The 18,941-nt window shown below is 59.7% G+C and carries 14 protein-coding genes; 10 read left to right on the top strand and 4 right to left on the bottom strand.

Going from position 1 to position 18,941, the window contains the following annotated elements; all coding sequences use genetic code 11:
* The first annotated feature begins 23 nt into the window (after positions 1-23).
* Positions 24-878: a 3-deoxy-8-phosphooctulonate synthase gene (kdsA, locus tag DBR02_RS22450; RefSeq protein ID WP_003856671.1), complete on the top strand. Its 855-nt coding sequence runs from the start codon at positions 24-26 to the stop codon at positions 876-878.
* A gap of 114 nt (positions 879-992) precedes the next feature.
* On the opposite strand, the gene chaA is transcribed toward kdsA, so the two are convergent.
* Positions 993-2,093, bottom strand: a complete 1,101-nt coding sequence (gene chaA / locus DBR02_RS22445) for a sodium-potassium/proton antiporter ChaA (RefSeq protein WP_107535497.1) — start codon at positions 2,091-2,093, stop codon at positions 993-995.
* A 269-nt stretch (positions 2,094-2,362) separates the two neighbouring features.
* Here chaA and chaB point away from each other — a divergent pair, with 269 nt between their 5' ends.
* Positions 2,363-2,593, top strand: a complete 231-nt coding sequence (chaB, locus tag DBR02_RS22440; protein ID WP_063865900.1) for a putative cation transport regulator ChaB — start codon at positions 2,363-2,365, stop codon at positions 2,591-2,593.
* Between the two features lie 177 nt (positions 2,594-2,770).
* A complete protein-coding gene (locus tag DBR02_RS22435; RefSeq protein ID WP_063452227.1) occupies positions 2,771-3,466 on the top strand; it encodes a gamma-glutamylcyclotransferase in 696 nt (231 codons plus the stop codon).
* Between the two features lie 37 nt (positions 3,467-3,503).
* Here the strand turns inward: DBR02_RS22435 and DBR02_RS22430 are convergent, their stop codons facing one another.
* The gene (locus tag DBR02_RS22430; protein WP_063452228.1) at positions 3,504-3,857 is read right to left on the bottom strand and encodes a DsrE/DsrF/TusD sulfur relay family protein; all 354 of its coding nucleotides are present in this window, start codon (positions 3,855-3,857) and stop codon (positions 3,504-3,506) included.
* A 72-nt stretch (positions 3,858-3,929) separates the two neighbouring features.
* Here DBR02_RS22430 and nasR point away from each other — a divergent pair, with 72 nt between their 5' ends.
* From nasR to DBR02_RS22390, 7 genes are all read left to right on the top strand, one after another.
* Positions 3,930-5,111 (top strand): nitrate regulatory protein NasR, encoded by a 1,182-nt coding sequence (gene nasR, locus DBR02_RS22425; RefSeq protein WP_107535496.1) that lies wholly within the window; start codon positions 3,930-3,932, stop codon positions 5,109-5,111.
* Positions 5,112-5,339: 228 nt separating this feature from the next.
* Positions 5,340-6,587 carry a CmpA/NrtA family ABC transporter substrate-binding protein gene (locus tag DBR02_RS22415; protein WP_107535495.1) on the top strand — a complete coding sequence of 416 codons (1,248 nt, stop codon included), beginning with the start codon at positions 5,340-5,342 and terminating at the stop codon, positions 6,585-6,587.
* Positions 6,588-6,589: 2 nt separating this feature from the next.
* Entirely contained in the window at positions 6,590-7,468 is an 879-nt protein-coding gene (ntrB, locus tag DBR02_RS22410; RefSeq protein WP_107535494.1) for a nitrate ABC transporter permease, read from the top strand.
* Positions 7,469-7,477: 9 nt separating this feature from the next.
* The gene (locus DBR02_RS22405) at positions 7,478-8,266 is read left to right on the top strand and encodes an ABC transporter ATP-binding protein (RefSeq protein WP_107535493.1); all 789 of its coding nucleotides are present in this window, start codon (positions 7,478-7,480) and stop codon (positions 8,264-8,266) included.
* Positions 8,267-8,278: 12 nt separating this feature from the next.
* Positions 8,279-12,265: a nitrite reductase large subunit NirB gene (gene nirB, locus DBR02_RS22400; protein ID WP_107535492.1), complete on the top strand. Its 3,987-nt coding sequence runs from the start codon at positions 8,279-8,281 to the stop codon at positions 12,263-12,265.
* Positions 12,262-14,739: a nitrate reductase gene (locus tag DBR02_RS22395; RefSeq protein ID WP_107535491.1), complete on the top strand. Its 2,478-nt coding sequence runs from the start codon at positions 12,262-12,264 to the stop codon at positions 14,737-14,739. Before nirB ends, DBR02_RS22395 begins: the two co-directional genes overlap by 4 nt.
* A 154-nt stretch (positions 14,740-14,893) precedes the next feature.
* Complete coding sequence (locus DBR02_RS22390) at positions 14,894-16,339, top strand: YchO/YchP family invasin (RefSeq protein ID WP_107535490.1); 1,446 nt, start codon at positions 14,894-14,896, stop codon at positions 16,337-16,339.
* Position 16,340: 1 nt separating this feature from the next.
* On the opposite strand, the gene narL is transcribed toward DBR02_RS22390, so the two are convergent.
* Both narL and narX read right to left on the bottom strand, forming a co-directional pair.
* Positions 16,341-16,991: a two-component system response regulator NarL gene (gene narL, locus DBR02_RS22385; RefSeq protein WP_003856701.1), complete on the bottom strand. Its 651-nt coding sequence runs from the start codon at positions 16,989-16,991 to the stop codon at positions 16,341-16,343.
* Complete coding sequence (narX, locus tag DBR02_RS22380) at positions 16,984-18,780, bottom strand: nitrate/nitrite two-component system sensor histidine kinase NarX (protein ID WP_107535489.1); 1,797 nt, start codon at positions 18,778-18,780, stop codon at positions 16,984-16,986. Before narX ends, narL begins: the two co-directional genes overlap by 8 nt.
* Between the last annotated feature and the right edge of the window lie 161 nt (positions 18,781-18,941).

The following is an 18,941-nucleotide window of genomic DNA, read 5'->3' as shown; positions in this document are numbered from 1 at the left end:
TCACACCTGAATAAGGCGATCCTATGAAACAAAAAGTGGTTAGCATTGGTGATATCAACGTGGCAAACGACCTGCCGTTCGTGCTGTTTGGCGGTATGAACGTGCTGGAATCCCGCGATCTCGCTATGCGCATCTGCGAACACTACGTGACCGTGACCCAAAAGCTGGGCATCCCGTACGTGTTTAAAGCCTCTTTTGACAAAGCCAACCGCTCCTCCATTCACTCCTACCGTGGCCCGGGCCTGGAAGAGGGGATGAAGATTTTCCAGGAGCTGAAACAGACGTTTGGCGTGAAAGTGATCACCGACGTGCACGAAGCCTCTCAGGCGCAGCCCGTGGCGGACGTAGTAGACGTGATCCAGCTTCCGGCGTTCCTGGCTCGCCAGACTGACCTGGTTGAAGCGATGGCGAAAACCGGTGCCGTGATTAACGTGAAGAAACCGCAGTTTGTGAGCCCAGGCCAGATGGGTAACATCGTCGACAAGTTTATCGAAGGCGGTAACGACCAGGTGATCCTGTGCGACCGTGGTTCAAACTTCGGTTACGACAACCTGGTTGTGGATATGCTGGGCTTCAGCGTGATGAAGAACGTCTCTAACCAGTCTCCGGTGATTTTCGACGTAACCCACTCTCTGCAATGCCGCGACCCGTTTGGTGCAGCGTCCGGCGGCCGTCGTGCGCAGGTGACCGAACTGGCACGCGCCGGGATGGCAACCGGCCTGGCGGGCCTGTTCATTGAAGCGCACCCGGATCCGGCTAACGCGAAATGCGACGGTCCATCCGCGCTGCCGCTGGATAAGCTGGAGCCGTTCCTGAAGCAGATCAAGGCGATTGACGATCTGGTGAAGAGCTTCGACGAGCTGGATACCAGCAACTAATAAAAAAACCCGCTTCGGCGGGTTTTTTTATGGGGCATATTGCCGGGTGGCGCTGCGCTTACCCGGCCTACAAAACCGTAGGCCCTGCAAGCGAAGCGCCGCTGGGCAAAAACACTACGCAAATATCGTCATCAGATACGCAATAAACAGCGCCATATGTGCCGCGCCGTTAAGCACATTGGTGCGACCGGTAGAGAAGGAGATCTGGCACAGCAGTAGCGACGCCACCATCACAATCATCTCTGGCGCCCCCAGCGCAAACTGCAATTCATTCCCCGTCATAAAGGCAATCAACGTTACCACCGGGACGGTAAGGGAGATGGTCGCCAGTACGGAGCCGAAGAACAGGTTCATCGCACGCTGCACCTGATTGTTCAGCACCGCTTTCAGCGCTCCAAGGCCTTCTGGCGACAGGATCAGCAGTGCCACCAGGAAACCGGTAAAGGCGACCGGCGCGTTCAGTTCGGTTAATAGCGTTTCCAGCGGGTTGGCGTTCATCTTGGTGACCGCGATAACCGCAATCAGATGCACGATCAGCCAAACCGTGTGCCACCCGCTGCTGTGGGCCGACGGCTTGCCGTGGTGCGGGTCATCGTCGTCGCTGTCATCTTCATGTTCGTAAACAAACAGGCTCTGGTGCGTTTTGGTCTGAATGAGCAGGAATACGCCGTACATCGCCGCGGAAATCAACGCGACCAGCAGCGCCTGGCCGGTGGAAAAGTTTGCACCCGGCAGCGCCATCGGGAATACCAGTACGATAATCGCCAGCGGGAAAAGGGCAATCAGATACTGTTTAATGCCAAAAAGGTTCATGTACTGGGTGGCAAATTTACGGCCACCGAGTAAAAGCGAGAAACCGACCAGGCCGCCGGTGACAATCATGATGATGGAATAGAGCGTATCACGCATTAACGTTGGCGCGGCGTCGCCGGTCGCCATCAATGCGGAAATTAAGCTGACTTCAAGAATAACAACCGAAAGACTTAATATTAATGAGCCGTACGGCTCTCCCAGACGGTGTGCTAAGACATCCGCATGGCGGACGACGCTAAATGCGCTGGTTAAAATACCTACCAGCGCCAGAATATTGATCCCGACCACCACTGGCAGTGACTGACTGCTTCCCCAGAAGAGCAGCACAGCCAGTGCCAGAACCGGGAAAATGAGAGACGTCTCCTTGTGGCGGGTCTTTACCGCCTCGTGTGTTGCTGTCATGTGCTTCTCCGTCAATGCAGGTGCTTGTAATTATAGATAGATTTTGAGGACATTAAACTAACAGAAATCTGTTAAATACCCTTTGTTTTTTACTTAATTTTACCCTTTGTAATGTTTTCTATGCTTGAGGGTTATAATACCTCATCTTCATAAAATAATAATTTAATAACAACACGTTGTGATTTTAAGTCGTTCATTTCTTCCTGTCGGCTGGCACCCTGGCGTATCCTCGTCCACACTTATCTTTTAGCCAAAAAGAGAGGTTAACGATGCCATACAAATCGAAAAGCGAATTACCGGATAACGTGCAACACGTATTGCCTGCCCACGCGCAGGATATCTACAAAGAAGCCTTTAACAGCGCCTGGGATCAGTACAAAGATAAAGAAGACCGCCGGGATGATGCCAGCCGTGAAGAGACGGCGCATAAGGTAGCCTGGGCCGCCGTAAAAAATGACTATGAAAAGGGGGACGATGATAAGTGGCATAAAAAGAAATAGCCGCCAGCTAATACGCTGCCTTCGTTTTGACTTTTCAGGCGGTTGACCTGCCGTTGTATTGCATCTGGCCCGCGAATTGCTTATCGTTGCTCGGCTGCTGTTAAAATGAACAGCGCAGAATGCCGGGAAGGCGAACTACAGATGTCGCAAGGAAGCATGCAGTGGCGGAGGTGTAATGTGTTAACGCGTGATTTCTTGATGAAGGCAGATTGTAAAACGGCATTTGGTGCTATTGAGGAATCGCTTCTGTGGTCGGCTGAACAACGTGCGGCGTCGCTTGCGGCAACGCTGGCCTGCCGCCCGGATGATGGCCCGGTCTGGATTTTTGGCTATGGCTCGCTGATGTGGAACCCGGCGCTGGAGTATGTCGAATCGGCAACCGGCACGCTGCCGGGCTGGCATCGTGCGTTCTGTTTGCGCCTGACGGCCGGACGCGGCAGCGCCTGTCAGCCTGGCCGCATGCTTGCACTAAAAGAGGGCGGGCGCACCACGGGCGTGGCATACCGCCTGCCGGATGCTACCCTGGAAGACGAGCTGACGCTGCTGTGGAAGCGCGAGATGATTACCGGCTGCTATATGCCCAGCTGGTGCAGGCTGGAACTGGACGATGGCCGTACCGTAAACGCACTGGTGTTTATTATGGATCCGCGCCATCCACTCTATGAAGCCGACACCCGAACCCAGGTGATTGCCCCGCTGATTGCCGCCGCCAGCGGACCGCTGGGCACGAACGCCCAGTATCTTTTTTCGCTCGATCAGGAGCTGAAGCGTCTCGGTATGCAGGACGACTGTCTGAGCGAGCTGGTGGTGAAGGTGAAAACTCTATTGGAGGGCAACCCGCTCAGCAACACGCTGCGCCCCGGTTTTGCCTGAACACGACGCCCGGCTGAACGGGCGTCCACTGCTCGCCTTAAAAAGTTAACACCTTGTCCGCAGCCAGCGTCCACTCGGCAAGCTCAGGCAGCGTGCCGATCTCAACCCCATCAATCAGCGGTAGCCCGGTAATGCCGCGCCCGTCCGTGCAGGTTTTACACAGTTTGACTGGCACATCTTGCGCCGTGAGGATCTCCAGCATCTGCTGAATGTTGTAGCCTTCAGCCGGTTTCTGTCCTTTCAGCCCCGCAGTGACCGCATCCGACATCAAAAACAGCCGCAAATCGGTTTCGCTCTCTTTTTCGCGCAGGGCGATCGCCAGACGCAAGCTGTTGAAGAGGGATTCGCTGCCGTAGGCCGCCCCGTTGGCGACGATAACGATTTTTTGCATGTTGACTCCTGTTCTTTTAAAGGCACGAATATTGCTTGTCTCAGCGGAGATGACCGATCCGGGAGAGAGAAGATGACGACAATCACTGGCCGTTTGCCCGGCGCAACCGAATGGTTCCAGCGCGCAACATATCAGCGCAGGGAACAGCTCAGCAGACTTGCGCAGCTGGGAGAGCTGGTGAACAGCATTAGCCAGCTGGTGCATATGCTACAGTGTGAGCGCGGCGCGTCAAACGTCTGGCTTTGCTCGCAGGGCAAACTGTATGCCCCGGAATGCAAAGCCAGCCGGGGGCTGGTGGATGAAAACCTGGCGGTATTGCTTACCCTGCTGAATGGCCAGGCGTCGATGCCGGGAAGTGCCGTCTGTGAACGCATCGCCGTTGCGCTGCAATGTCTGGAGACGCTGCCGGCCCTTCGCGAGGGCGTGACGCAGCAAAGTATTACCGCTCCTCAGGCGATGGAGCACTACAGCCGGATGCTTCGCCATCTGCTCAGTATCGTCCCGCAGCTCAATGACAGCATTGACGATCCGCACATTGCGGGCCGTTTCGTCGCGCTTTTTAGCCTGATGCAGGGCAAAGAGCTGGTGGGGCAGGAGCGCGCGCTGGGGGCAATTGGTTTTACCCTGGGGTTTTTTGATGATGAAACCCGCCAGAGGCTGGTGGACCGGATCGACGGGCAGCAGGCCTGCTTCGATATCTTTCTTTCTCACAGCCGCGCCGGGGTGCAGGAGGCGTTTGCCCAGAACTGCCTGCCGGGCCTGGAAACCGAGCAGCTGAGACGCGTGGCCTGTACCCGCCAGCCCGGTGCTAACGGTGGTAACGTCGCGCTGACGTGGTTTACCTTACAGACAAGCCGCCTTGAGCATCTGCGCACGCTCGAGGAGGGGATGATCGCCGATCTCATGCTGACGGTGGAGGAACGTCTTCGCAGCGAGGACGGCCGCGGCCTGTTAAGCGATCCCGATGAACCTCTCGCGCCTTACCCGGATAAACCTCTGCTTACGCTGGTGCGCCAGCAGGCGCGCGAGATAGAACAGCTTTCCCGCCAGCTTGCCTCGCTGCGCGATACGCTGGAAGAGCGGAAGACCATCGACAAAGCCAAAAGCGTACTGATTGCCCACCAGAATATGAGCGAAGAGCAGGCGTGGACTGCCCTGCGAAAAATGGCGATGGATAAAAACCAGCGCATGGTGGATATCGCCCGTGCGCTGCTCACCGTCAAGAACCTCTGGCCAGTCATCCCTAAGGAGTAGTTGCACGATCGGTGGGCATTTTCTGCCTGTTTAGAGTGCGTCAAATCACATTCAGGCGAAGTAAGGCCTGAAAAACAAGGGATTAAAAGCTGGCATTACCTTTGCATTAACAGATTAACCATTTCTGACGATGCGCCAACGGCGGTGCAGGCGTCTTCGGGATAAAGGCGTCCAGCGGTGCTTCAGCACCGTCGGGCGCTTTTTTTTTGCTTTTTTTCAGGAGCGATTATGGCGGATTTGTCGAGACGGCGGCTATTGCAGGCCAGCCTACTGGCGAGTGGCGCGATGCTGTTGCCGGGTGTCATGCAGGCCGCGAGGGCGGCGGGGTCAGATAAGCCAGAGCAGGATACCGTGCGTATCGGGTTTATTCCCCTGACCGACTGCGCGCCAGTGGTTATCGCGGCCCTGAAGGGGTTCGATAAAAAGCATGGCATTACCATTGTGCCGACCAAAGAGGCGAGCTGGGCGGCGGTGCGCGACAAGCTGGTGGCGGGCGAACTGGACGCCGCGCACATTCTTTACGGTCTGCTGTACGGGCTGGAGCTGGGGATCGCGGGCAAGCCACAGCAGATGGCGAACCTGATGACCCTCAATCAGAACGGCCAGGCCATCACGCTTTCAGGCGATCTGGCGGAGAAGGGCGTTCGTGACCTCGACGAGCTGAAAAAGCTGATCGGCCAGCAGGCGCCGGGAACCTACACCTTCGCGCATACCTTCCCGACGGGGACCCACGCCATGTGGCTCTACTACTGGCTGGCCAGCGCGGGCATCAATCCCTTTGACGACGTCCGCACCGTGGTGGTGCCGCCACCGCAGATGGTAATGAACATGCGCATCGGCAACATGGTCGGGTTTTGCGTCGGCGAGCCGTGGAACGCGCGGGCGATTAACGACCGCATCGGCTTTACCGCCGCCACGTCGCAGTCCATCTGGGCCGATCACCCGGAAAAAATCCTCGGCACCCGCCGCGACTGGGTGGCGAAAAATCCGCACACCGCGCGGGCGCTGGTGAGCGCCGTAATGGAAGCCGCGCGCTGGATCGACGCGTCGGCGGAAAACAAACGTGAAACCGCGCAGATCCTCTCTCGCCGCGCCTGGCTGAACTGCAAGGAACAGTACCTCACCGGACGCATGCTCGGCGAGTACGACAACGGCCTGGGCCAGCGCTGGCAGGATGCGCACCCGATCCGCTTCTTCAACGAAGGGGCCGTGAGCTACCCGTACCTCTCCGACGGGATGTGGTTCTTAACCCAGTTCCGCCGCTGGGGCTTGCTTAACGCCGCGCCGGACTATGCGGGTATCGCACAGCGCATTAACCAGACCGCGGTCTGGCAGGATGCCGCTACCGCCGTGGGCGGCATGTCCACACCGTCATCACCGTATCGCAGCAGCACCCTGATGGACGGCACCGTCTGGAACGGCACCGATCCGGAAGGATACGCCAACCGCTTCGCCATTCACCGTAAAGGGGCCTGAGTATGCCGCATCTGCAAAACAGGAAACCACAAGAGACGTCAGAGAGCGGGGAAGTGATTGTCCTGCCTCCGTTACAGGTTCGCCGCCGCACGCCCGCCTTTGCGCGCCGGATGAACGATTTTTTACAGCGCGTCATCCCGGCGCTGCTCGGTCTCGGGCTGCTGGTGATGCTCTGGCAGCTGGCAGCGATAAGCAGTAAAGGCTTTCCGACGCCGCTCAGCACGCTTGATTCGGCCATAACCCTGTTCGCCGATCCGTTTTATCGTGACGGGCCAAACGATATGGGCATCGGCTGGAACGTGCTTGCGTCGTTGCAGCGCGTCGCCATCGGTTTTGGCCTGGCGGCGCTGGCGGGCATTCCGCTGGGCTTTTTGATTGGCCGCTTCACCTTTTTCTCACGCATGTTTAACCCGCTGATCGCGCTCCTGCGCCCGGTCAGCCCGCTGGCCTGGCTGCCCATCGGCCTGCTGCTGTTCCAGAAGGCGGAGCCGGCATCGAGCTGGACCATTTTTATCTGCTCCATCTGGCCAATGGTCATAAACACCGCCGAAGGGGTGCGCCGCATTCCGCAGGACTACCTGAACGTGGCCCGCGTGCTGCAACTCTCCGAGTGGACCATCCTGCGCCGCATTCTTTTTCCTGCCGTGCTGCCTGCGGTGCTGACCGGGGTACGCCTCTCCATCGGCATTGCCTGGCTGGTGATTGTCGCCGCCGAGATGCTCACCGGGGGCCTGGGCATTGGCTTCTGGATCTGGAATGAGTGGAACAACCTCAACGTTGAAAACATTCTCATCGCCATCGTCATCATTGGCGTGGTCGGGTTGCTGCTGGAGCAAGGGCTGATGCTGATCGCCCGTCGCTTTAGCTGGCAGGAAAAATAAGGAGCAAAGATGAAACCGTTAATTCAGGTCCAGGCCGTGAGCCAGCGTTTTTCCACTGCCAGCGGCGAGTTTCTGGCGCTGCAAAACGTCTCTTTCGATATCCACGAGGGCGAAACCGTCAGCCTGATTGGTCACTCCGGCTGCGGCAAGTCGACGCTGTTAAACCTGATCGCCGGGATCGCGCTGCCTACGGAAGGCGGACTGATTTGCGACAACCGCGAAATCGCCGGGCCGGGGCCCGAGCGCGCGGTGGTGTTCCAGAACCATTCGCTGCTGCCGTGGTTAACCTGCTTCGACAACGTGGCGCTGGCGGTGGATCAGGTGTTCCGTCACACCATGAGTAAGGGCGAGCGCAAAGAGTGGATTGAGCACAACCTCGACCGCGTGCAGATGGGCCATGCGCTGCATAAGCGCCCCGGAGAGATCTCCGGCGGCATGAAGCAGCGCGTGGGGATTGCCCGGGCGCTGGCGATGAAACCCAAAGTGCTGCTGATGGATGAGCCGTTTGGCGCGCTGGATGCCCTGACGCGAGCCCATTTGCAGGACTCGGTAATGCAGATCCAGCAGGCGCTGAACACCACCATTGTGCTCATCACCCACGACGTGGACGAGGCGGTACTGCTTTCTGACCGGGTGCTGATGATGACCAACGGCCCGGCGGCCACCGTGGGCGAGATCCTGCGCGTCGATCTGCCGCGCCCACGTAACCGGGTGCAGCTGGCGGACGACGGCCGCTATCACCACATGCGTCAGCAAATTCTCCATTTCCTCTACGAAAAACAGCCGAAAGCGGCATAACGAGGAGGCACGATGCGACTGGTCATTATCGGTAATGGTATGGCGGCAACCCGGCTGATTGCTTCGCTGACCGAGCGTGCTCCCGGTCGCGTTGCGATTACGGTAATCGGTGACGAGCCGCAGCACGCCTATAACCGCATCCAGCTCTCACCGGTTCTCGGCGGAGAAAAGCAGGCGGAGCACCTCTGTCTGCACGATGAAGGCTGGTATACGGCACGAGGCGTGACGGTGCTGCGAGGAGAAACGGCGCTCGGCGTTGACCTGAACGCGCATGAAGTGCGTACCACCGCCCGCACGCTGAGCTGGGATGCGCTGGTGTTTGCCACCGGGTCGACACCTGTTGTGCCGCCGATCCCCGGCGGCGACGCACCGCACGTGTTTACCTTTCGCACCCTGGCAGAGACCTGCGCCATTCAGAACATCTCCGGACCGGCAGTCGTGTTGGGCGGCGGGGTGCTCGGCGTGGAGGCGGCGGCCGCGCTGGCCCTTTCAGGTGACAACGTCACGCTCGTGCATCGCGGCCCGTGGCTGATGGAGCAGCAGCTTGACCAGCAGGCGAGCGTGCTGCTGGAAGAGGCGCTGGCGGAGCGGGGCGTGCGCTGTGAACTCGCCTCCGGCATCGCGGCGATCAACGCGAATAGCGTGACGCTGCTCAGCGGACGCCGTGTCGACGCCGCGCGCGTGGTGCTGGCGACCGGCGTGCAGCCCAACGTCGCGCTGGCGCGGGCCAGCGGCATCCGCTGCGTGCGCGGCATTGTGGTGGATCAGCAGATGCAAACCTCCGTGCCGAATATCTACGCCATTGGCGAGTGCTGCGAAATTGACGGCCAGACGTTTGGCCTGGTCGCCCCCTGTCTGGCGCAGGCGGACATCCTCGCCGCGCGCCTCGCCGGTGACGTAACCGCGCCCTTTACCCTGACTGACAACGGCGTGCGTCTTAAGGTGACCGGCGTGGAGCTGTTTAGCCTCGGTCGCGCCACGGCGCGCGCGGACGATGTGGTCTGGAGCTCATGGGATCCGCTGACCCGCCACTATCGTCGTTTACTGATCCATCGCGGGGCGCTGGCTGGCGTGCTGCTGATGGGCGACTGCCGCAGCGCGGCGACATTTACCGATTTACTGGCAACGGCTGCGCCCGCACACGCGGACTGGCTGTTCGATCGTTTCACAACGCAACCGCAGGTTGCAGGACAGAACGCTATGACAAAACCTACTCTGGTGGTGGTTGGGCACGGTATGGTCGGCCATCATTTCCTCGAAGACTGCGTTAACCGCAATCTGCATCAGCAGTATCAGATCGTTGTCTTTGGCGAAGAGCGCTATGCCGCCTACGACCGCGTGCATCTGTCGGAGTATTTTGGTGGACGCAGCGCGGACTCGCTCTCGCTGGTGGAGGGAGATTTCTTTGCCGACAACGGCATTGAGCTGCGCCTGTCGCAGCAGATCGTCGCTGTCGATCGTGAAGCGCACGTGCTGCGTACCGTCAGCGGCCATGAGATCCACTGGGACAAGCTGGTGCTGGCCACAGGCTCGTACCCCTTCGTGCCGCCGGTACCGGGCAACGATCTGCCGGGCTGCTTTGTCTACCGTACCCTTGACGACCTGGACAATATCGCGGCCCACGCGGCGGGCTCGCGCCGCGGCGTGGTGATTGGCGGCGGCCTGCTCGGGCTGGAGGCCGCGAATGCCCTCAAACAGCTCGGGCTGGAAACCCACGTGGTGGAGTTCGCGCCGAATCTGATGGCGGTGCAGCTCGACAATGACGGCGCGGCGATGCTGCGCAGGAAAATCGAGGCGCTGGGCGTGGGCGTTCACACCAGTAAAGCCACCACGGAAATTGCTTCGACGCCCGACGGGCTGGTGCTGCGCTTTGCCGACGGTGAACATCTCGAAACGGACATGGTGGTCTTCTCTGCCGGCATTCGTCCGCAGGACGCGCTGGCGCGCAGCGGCGGGCTGGCTATCGGTGAGCGCGGCGGGATTTGCATTGACGACGCCTGCCGGACCTCCGATCCGAACGTGTTTGCCATCGGTGAATGCGCGCTGTGGGAGGAGAAAATCTTTGGTCTGGTGGCCCCGGGCTACCAGATGGCGCGCGTGGCCGCCGCCGTGCTGGCGGGTGAGGAGAAACGCTTCACCGGTGCGGATATGAGCACCAAGCTCAAGCTGCTCGGCGTGGACGTGGCGTCGTTTGGGGATGCCCACGGGCGCACGCCGGGGGCGCTAAGCTACCAGTGGACGCATGGGCCACAGCAAATCTACAAAAAAATCGTGGTCAGCCACGACAGCAAAACTCTGCTAGGCGGCGTGCTGGTGGGCGATGCCAGCGAATACGCCACGCTGGTGCAGATGATGCTCAACGGCATCAGTCTGCCAAAAGCGCCGGAAACGCTGATCTTACCGGCTTCGTCAGGCAGCGCGCCGAAAGCGCTGGGCGTGGCGGCGTTGCCGGAAAGCGCGCAGATCTGTTCGTGTCATAACGTCAGCAAAGGCGATATTTGTCAGGCGGTGGGCGCGGGGGCAACGGATCTCGGCGCCATTAAGCAGTGCACCAGAGCGGCGACCGGCTGCGGTGGCTGTAGCGCGCTGGTGAAGCAGGTGATGGAGTTCCAGCTTGCGGAGCAGGGCGTGGAGGTGAAAAAGGACATCTGCGAACACTTCCCGTACTCGCGCCAGGAGATTTACCACCTCGTGCGCGTCAACCATATCCGAACCTTCGACCAGCTTATCAGCCGCTACGGTCAGGGGCACGGGTGCGAGATCTGTAAGCCGCTGGTGGGGTCCGTGCTGGCCTCCTGCTGGAACGAGTATCTGCTCAAACCGGCGCACCTGCCGTTGCAGGATACCAACGACCGATACTTCGCCAATATCCAGAAGGACGGAACGTACTCCATCGTGCCGCGCATGCCTGCGGGTGAAGTGACCGCCGACGGGCTGATCGCCATCGGCCAGATAGCGAAACGCTATAGCCTTTACAGCAAAATCACCGGCGGGCAGCGTATTGACCTGTTTGGTGCCACGCTCGAACAGTTGCCGGAGATCTGGCAGGCGCTGGTTGAGGCAGGGTTTGAAACCGGGCACGCCTATGGAAAATCCCTGCGCACGGTGAAATCCTGCGTCGGGTCGACCTGGTGCCGCTACGGCGTTCAGGACTCTACCGGCCTCGCGGTCAGGCTGGAGCACCGCTACAAGGGGCTGCGCGCGCCGCACAAAATTAAAATGGCGGTTTCCGGCTGTACCCGCGAGTGCGCAGAGGCGCAGAGCAAGGACGTGGGGGTGATTGCCACGGATAAAGGCTGGAACCTCTACCTGTGCGGCAACGGCGGGATGAAGCCGCGCCACGCGGATCTTTTCGCCAGCGATCTGGACGACGAAACGCTGATCCGCACCGTCGACCGCTTCCTGATGTTCTATATCCGCACGGCAGATCGCCTGCAACGCACCAGTACCTGGATGGACAACCTGGAAGGCGGGCTCGACTATCTGCGTGAGGTGATCCTGAACGACAGCCTCGGGATCGCCCACGAGCTGGAGCAGGAGATGGCCCGGGTGGTTGAGACGTACCAGTGTGAATGGCAAACCACCCTTAACGATCCTGACCGCCTGGCGCTGTTCCGCACCGCGGTGAACCACCCTGTCGTGGAGGAAAGCAAGCGCTGGCAGGAAATTTGCGGCATTGACGATATCCCGGAGCAGGCGGGCATCGGCGCGCATCTTGGGCGCAAGCCGATTGCGCTGTTCCGCTTTGGTCAAACCGTTTATGCCCTCGACGATCGGGAACCGGGCAGCCGCGCGAACGTGCTTTCGCGCGGCATCCTCGGCGATGCGGCGGGCGAACCGGTCGTTGTCTCTCCGCTCTACAAGCAGCGCATTCGCCTGCGCGACGGCTGCCAGGTGGAGAGCGGCGAACCCGCGGTGCGCGCCTGGCCGGTAAAAATTGAAAACGGCAAGGTGTGGGTTGGCAATGAAGAGCTGGTGATGCGCGCGGAGGCCTCATGACGGAAACCCGGACAACGTGCCCTTACTGCGGCGTGGGCTGCGGGGTGGTCGCCAGCGTAGACGGCGAAAAGGTAAGCATCCGGGGAGATGAAACCCATCCTGCGAATTTTGGGCGGCTGTGCGTGAAGGGATCCGCCCTCGGAGAAACGACGGGGTTGCAGGGACGCCTGCTGCGCCCGATGGTCGACGGCCTGGAGGTCGACTGGCCCGATGCGCTGGGCGAAGCGGGCGAGCGGCTGCGGAACATCATCAGCGAATGGGGCCCGCAGGCGGTGGCGTTTTACGCCTCCGGTCAGCTGTTGACCGAGGATTACTATGCCGCCAACAAGCTGATGAAAGGATTTATCGGGGCGGCGAACATTGATACCAACTCGCGGTTATGTATGTCATCGGCGGTGGCGGGCTACAAACGCGCCTTCGGTGAAGACGTGGTGCCGTGCAGCTACGAAGATGTGGAAAACAGCGATCTGGTGGTGCTGGTCGGGTCCAACGCGGCCTGGACGCATCCGGTGCTGTATCAGCGTCTGGTGCAGGCAAAACACAACAATCCGCAGATGAAAGTGGTGGTGATTGACCCGCGTAAAACCGCCACCTGCGATGTCGCAGACCTGCATCTGGCGCTGAAACCCGGCAGCGACGCCGGGCTGTTTGTGGGGTTGCTCAACCTGATTCAGGGGAGCGGTGAGTGGACTATCCCTCGTGTGGCGGCGTTTTGCGACCTGACGCCAGACGAGATTGGCACCTTCTACGACTGGTTTGTCACCGCGCCCCGCGCGATCACGCTCTACACCATGGGGATCAACCAGTCCTCCAGCGGCAGCGACAAGTGTAACGCCATCATTAACGTGCATCTTGCCAGCGGGAAGTTCAACCGTCTGGGCTGCGGCCCGTTTTCGCTGACCGGACAGCCAAACGCCATGGGCGGGCGGGAAGTGGGCGGGCTGGCGAATCAGTTGGCGGCACACATGAATTTTGAGCCGGACGATCTCGCGCGCGTGGACCGCTTCTGGGGCACCGAGCGGCTGGCGCAGACCCCGGGCCTGATGGCGGTGGACCTGTTTGACGCCATTGCCCGCGGCGAGGTGAAGGCGGTGTGGATCATGGGCACCAACCCCGCCGTGTCGCTGCCGGACAGCCACGCCGTGTGCCAGGCGCTGGCGGCCTGTCCGCTGGTTATTGTTTCTGAGGTGATGCAGGAGACGGACACCAGCCGGTTTGCCCATATCCGTTTTCCCGCCCTGGGGTGGGGCGAGAAAAACGGCACGGTGACGAACTCTGAACGCCGCATCTCCCGGCAGCGCGCCTTTCTGCCTGCGCCCGGTGAGGCCAAACCGGACTGGTGGATCGTCGCCCGGATCGCAGAGCAACTCGGCTATGGCGAGGCCTTCGCCTGGGAACATCCTCAGGAGATCTTTTGTGAACACGCGGCGCTGACGGCGTATGAAAATAACGGCGAACGGGCCCTGAACCTGCACGAGCTGGCGTCGTTGACGCGAGAGGCGTGGGACGATCTGGCGCCGTACCAGTGGCGCGCCGGTGATTTCCCGCAAAGAACGATTGTTCCGGTTGAGCCCTCAACGCATGGCGCCTGCGTTAACGAACTGTACCCGTTAATACTGAACAGCGGGCGCATCCGCGATCAGTGGCACACCATGACGCGCACGGGGTATGTTCCGCGCCTGATGCAGCATATCGACGAGCCCTTTGTTGAGATAAGCGCAGCCGATGCGGCGCGCGCGACCCTGGCGGACGGCCAGCTGGCACGCATAAGCTCCCCGCGCGGAGTGATGGTTGCCAGAGTACGTATTTCCCCCGGGCAGCGTGCGGGCGAGCTGTTTGCGCCGATGCACTGGAACGCGCAGTTTGCCCGGCAGGGGAAGGTCAATGCGCTGGTGGAGGGACGGGTGGATGCCTGTTCCGGCCAGCCTGAGAGTAAACAAACGGCGGTAAGGATCATACCCTGGCTCCCCGCCTGGCAGGGAGAACTGTATGCCCGCGAACTGCCGGCGTTGCCGCCGTCGGTCTGCTGGTGGCGTAAAGCCTCACGTCTGACGGTAGCGGGAGATAGGCCTCTGCTGTCGTGGATTATGGCGTATGCCAGCGCCCGGGGCTGGCAGCTACAGGTGGCTCAGACGGGGGAACGCAGTAGCGTACTGGCCTGGCATCTCGGCGAGCTGATGCTTGGCTACTGGGAGGGCCATACGCTGCCGGCGCTGGCGCATGCGTTTATTGAAGAAGCCTTTGCTTCTGCGCCCGTACAAATCGCTGAACGCCATGCGCTGCTGCACGGACAACGGCCGGGTGAAGGTGCCGATGCCGGTCGAATTATCTGTAGCTGCTTCAGCGTGGGTGAAAACACGATACGCCAGGCGATAGCCGGAGGCTGTGATTCTGCGACAGCGCTCGGTGTGAAGCTGCGCTGCGGGACTCACTGCGGCTCCTGCGTGCCGGAGCTGAAAGGGCTGTTGGGATAATGGCGTCGGGTGGCGGCTACGCCTTACCCGACCTACGGGCCGGTACAAATTTGTAGGTCGGGTAAGGCGTAGCCGCCACCCGACAAATCTTTTCAGGATATTCCTGAAATTTCTGTTAAGGCTGGTTTTCAGGGCTTATGGCGTTAACATATAAGTGTTTGTTCAAAAACACAGGTTCTTATTAACGACGTTGAAGGCTGTATCGTCCTGCATCCGTTTTTTGCTGTTACTCCCCCTTATTTCGGCTGGAGCCGTTCACGGTGCGCCGAAATCCTTCGTGCAGCAGGCGCAAAACCCGTTTGATAACAACGGCGATAGCCTGCCGGATCTGGGTATGGCGCAACCGACGAGCGAGGGCGAAAAGCACCTGGCTGAAATGGCAAAAGCCTTCGGTGAAGCCAGTATGACCGATAACGGCCTGACCGCCGGGCAGCAGGCGCGAGAGTTCGCGTTTGGCAAGGTGCGGGATGCCGTGAGTGGGGAAGTTAACGAGCAGATTGAATCCTGGCTTTCGCCCTGGGGGAATGCCAGCGTCAACGTGCTGGTGGATGACGAAGGGAACTTCAACGGCAGCAGCGGCAGCTGGTTTATCCCCTGGAACGATAACAACCGTTATCTGAGCTGGAGCCAGCTGGGCCTGACGCAGCAGACGGATGGGCTGGTGAGCAACGTAGGGATTGGTCAGCGCTGGGTGGCCGGAAAGTGGCTGCTTGGCTACAACACCTTTTACGACAACCTGCTTGAAGACAACCTGCAACGCGCCGGATTAGGCGCAGAGGCGTGGGGAGAAAACCTGCGCCTGTCGGCCAATTACTACCAGCCCTTTGCCGGCTGGCAGCCGGATTCCGACATTCGGGAGCAGCGCATGGCGCGCGGGTACGACGTAACGGCCAAAGCCTGGCTACCCTGGTTTCATCATCTGAACACCAGCGTCAGCTTTGAACAGTATTTCGGCGATAACGTCGATCTGTTTAACAGCGGTACGGGGTATCACAACCCGGTCGCGGTCAACCTGGGGCTGAACTATACCCCCGTTCCACTGGTCACCCTGACGGCTGCCCATAAGCAGGGGGAGAGCGGGGTTAGCCAGAATAACCTCGGGCTAAAGCTCAACTATCGTTTTGGCGTGCCGCTGGCGAAACAGCTTTCCGCCGGGGAAGTGGCGGCGACGCGCTCGCTGCGGGGAAGCCGCTATGATTCACCTGAGCGCGATAATCTGCCCGTCATGGAGTTTCGTCAGCGAAAAACCCTCTCGGTCTACCTGGCTACGCCGCCGTGGGATCTTAAGCCGGGCGAAACCGTCATGCTGAAGCTGCAAATTCGCAGCACCCACGGTATCCGTCAGATCCACTGGCTGGGTGATACCCAGGCGCTCAGCCTGACCTCACCGGCAAACAGCAACAGTAGCGATGGCTGGAGCGTGATTATGCCCGCCTGGAACGACGCGGAAGGGGCGAAAAACGAATGGCGGCTTGTGGCCGTGGTGGAAGATAAGGATGGGCAGCGTGTCTCCTCCAATGAGATCACGCTTTCCGTGGTGCAACCGCTCGTCGCAATGCCTGACGACGATCCACGGTGGAAGTTGCTGCCGGACGACTAAGTTAAAAAATGCGTTCCTGATGCACCCAGACGGCAGCTTCGACGCGGGATTTTAGCTTCATTTTCTTCAGCATGTGTTTGACATGCACCTTGACCGTACTTTCAGTGATGTCCAGACGGCGGGCGATCATTTTGTTAGGCAGACCCTGGGCAATCAGCTTCAGAATGTCGCGCTCGCGCGGGGTCAGCTGGCTGACGTCACGATCGGACGTAGCGCGGTTCGCACGCAGGCTGGCGGCCAGCACCGGCGTTAACGCTTCGCTCAGCACCATCTCGCCTGCGGCAGCCTGTTGCAGCGCCTTGAGCAGATCTTCCGGCTCCATATCCTTCAGCAGATAGCCGTCTGCTCCCCGCTTGAGGGCGGTGACCACGTCTTCCTCGTGGTTGGAGACGCTGAAGACCACCACCCGGCCAGAAAGGGATTTCTCCCGCAGCTTGTCGAGGGTTTCCAGGCCATTCATGCCCGGCATGTTGAGATCGAGCAAGATCAAATCAGGATCGAGCGATTCGGCAAGTTCAATCCCCTGTTCACCATTGCTGGCTTCACCGACGACGGTGATATCCGGCGCCATACTGACAAGCTGTTTAACGCCAGTGCGCAGCATCGGATGATCGTCAATCAACAGGATCGATGCCGGTTCCTGATTAGTCATGGTTTTCTCCTTGAGCAGTTATAAGGGACTTTTCGGGTATAAAGGTGACCACGACTTCGGTGCCACCTGACTCTCCCCGGCGAACCTGGCAATCACCGCGCAGGCTTTGCGCGCGGTCTCGCATAATAATTAAACCATAATGGTTCGTTCGTTCGGCATTTTCCGGCACGCCGCGACCGTTATCCTGAACCCTGAGCTTCACCTGATTATCCTGGCAGCTAACGGTGACCGTAACGGCCGTTGCCTCGGCATGCTTGAGCACGTTGCTCAGGGCTTCACGGGCAATTTGCAGCACATGGATCGCCTGGTGAGAGGGGACAAAACGCGGCGGCAGCTGGTAATCCAGCTTCACCGGGAAGCCCAACCGGGCGCTAAATTCCTGGCAGCTGGATTCCAGCGCCGGGCGCAGCCCCGGCTCGGTGAGCTGCAAACGGAAGGTGGTCAGCAGCTCGCGAAGCTGAACCCATGAGGTGTTAAGCTCGTTGCGGATCTGGCTGAGCAGCTGTTTGTTGCTTTCGGGCATGCCTTCGTCCTGCATTTGCAGGCAGCTCACCTGCATCTTCATGCAGGAGAGGGACTGGGCGATAGAGTCGTGCAACTCGCGGGCGATGGTGGCGCGCTCCTCCATAACAATCAGCTGCTGCTGTTTCTCCTGGTGGCGATCGAGCGCGAGGGTGGCCGTGAGCTGCTCAACCAGGGTATCCACAAGCTGCTGCTGGTCGTGGCTGAGGTGACGCCCGGCTGGCAGGGTTGCCAGCAGAATGCCGTACTGGGTATGGCTGTCCATCAGCCGCCACTTGAGGGTCGTGCCGCTGGTGGTCAGCGGAGGCAAGCCGCGCGGGCACAGATGACACCCTTTATCGTCGCAGGAGATGTCCGACTGACAGGTAAATTCCTGGTGGTTTTCTTCGTCTTCAACGTCGTAAACCCGTAGCTCTAGATCGCGGAGCAGGGTCAGGTTTTGCAGGCCGTTCAGTACCGGCGAGAGACGCTCGCAAAGCGGCACCTGCATATGCAGGCGACGGTTCGCCTGCCACAGGAAAGAGAGGATCTCGTTTTTCTGCTCAAGCCCGGCGGTTTTCTCCTGGACGCGTTTTTCCAGTACCGCGTAGCTTTCCGAGAGTTCAGCCGACATGGTATTGAGCGCCTCGCCGAGCATCGCCATTTCGTTGCGCCCGCTGATGTGCGTGCGTTGGGTGAAATCGCGTTGAGTGACGGCGCGGGCCATCGCCAGAAGCTGTTTCCAGGGGTTCAGCAGCCGCGCGCGCAGCCAGATAACCGTGAAAATCAGCAGCAAACCCATAAACAACGCCATCGCGCGGTGAACCATCACCACACGGTCAATGCGTAACTCTGTCGTGCGATCGAAAGAGCTGACAAGATGGTCGATGCGTGACACAAACCCGGCGACATCCTGCGCGACCGTTTCCCGATTTTCCGCCCGCTTTAGCCCGGGCGCCAGCTGGGTGTGCCAGTAGCCCTGAAGCGCCTTAAGCTGAGATTGTTGGCCGTCACGAATAGCGGCTCTTTCCAGTTCAGGGCTGAATGCGGTACGCTCCATTTCGTCGATAAGCGGCTGGTCAGCCTGCGTCAGCGGAACCGACGCCAGCAGCCGGTAACTCTGCATGCGTAGCGAGCCTGCCTCGTTGATGGCATGCGCATTACCCTGTACGCCCTGTACCAGCCAGCCAGAAATAGCCATGCCGGTCACACCGATAGCGGTGGACAGCAGAACGATAAGCGCCAGCTGGTTAACCAGCGTTAGCGGAGATAAACATCTTTTTAACATAGAGTTGACGGGCTCCTGACGTGACCTGCTTGCAGGAATGGCGCTATTCTGGTGCATACCCCGGAGTATACCCATACCAATAAAGGATTACCTCTAAATTGCCGGAGGGGTAATGGTTAGTGGGTGGACGAAGCAGGGATGCGTCAGCACCGTGAAAAACC

This window comes from Enterobacter cloacae complex sp. (genome assembly GCF_900322725.1).
GTDB classification, from domain to species: domain Bacteria; phylum Pseudomonadota; class Gammaproteobacteria; order Enterobacterales; family Enterobacteriaceae; genus Enterobacter; species Enterobacter quasihormaechei.
Note: the sequence above shows the minus strand (reverse complement) of the source record. Positions and strands in the feature narration are given on the sequence as shown.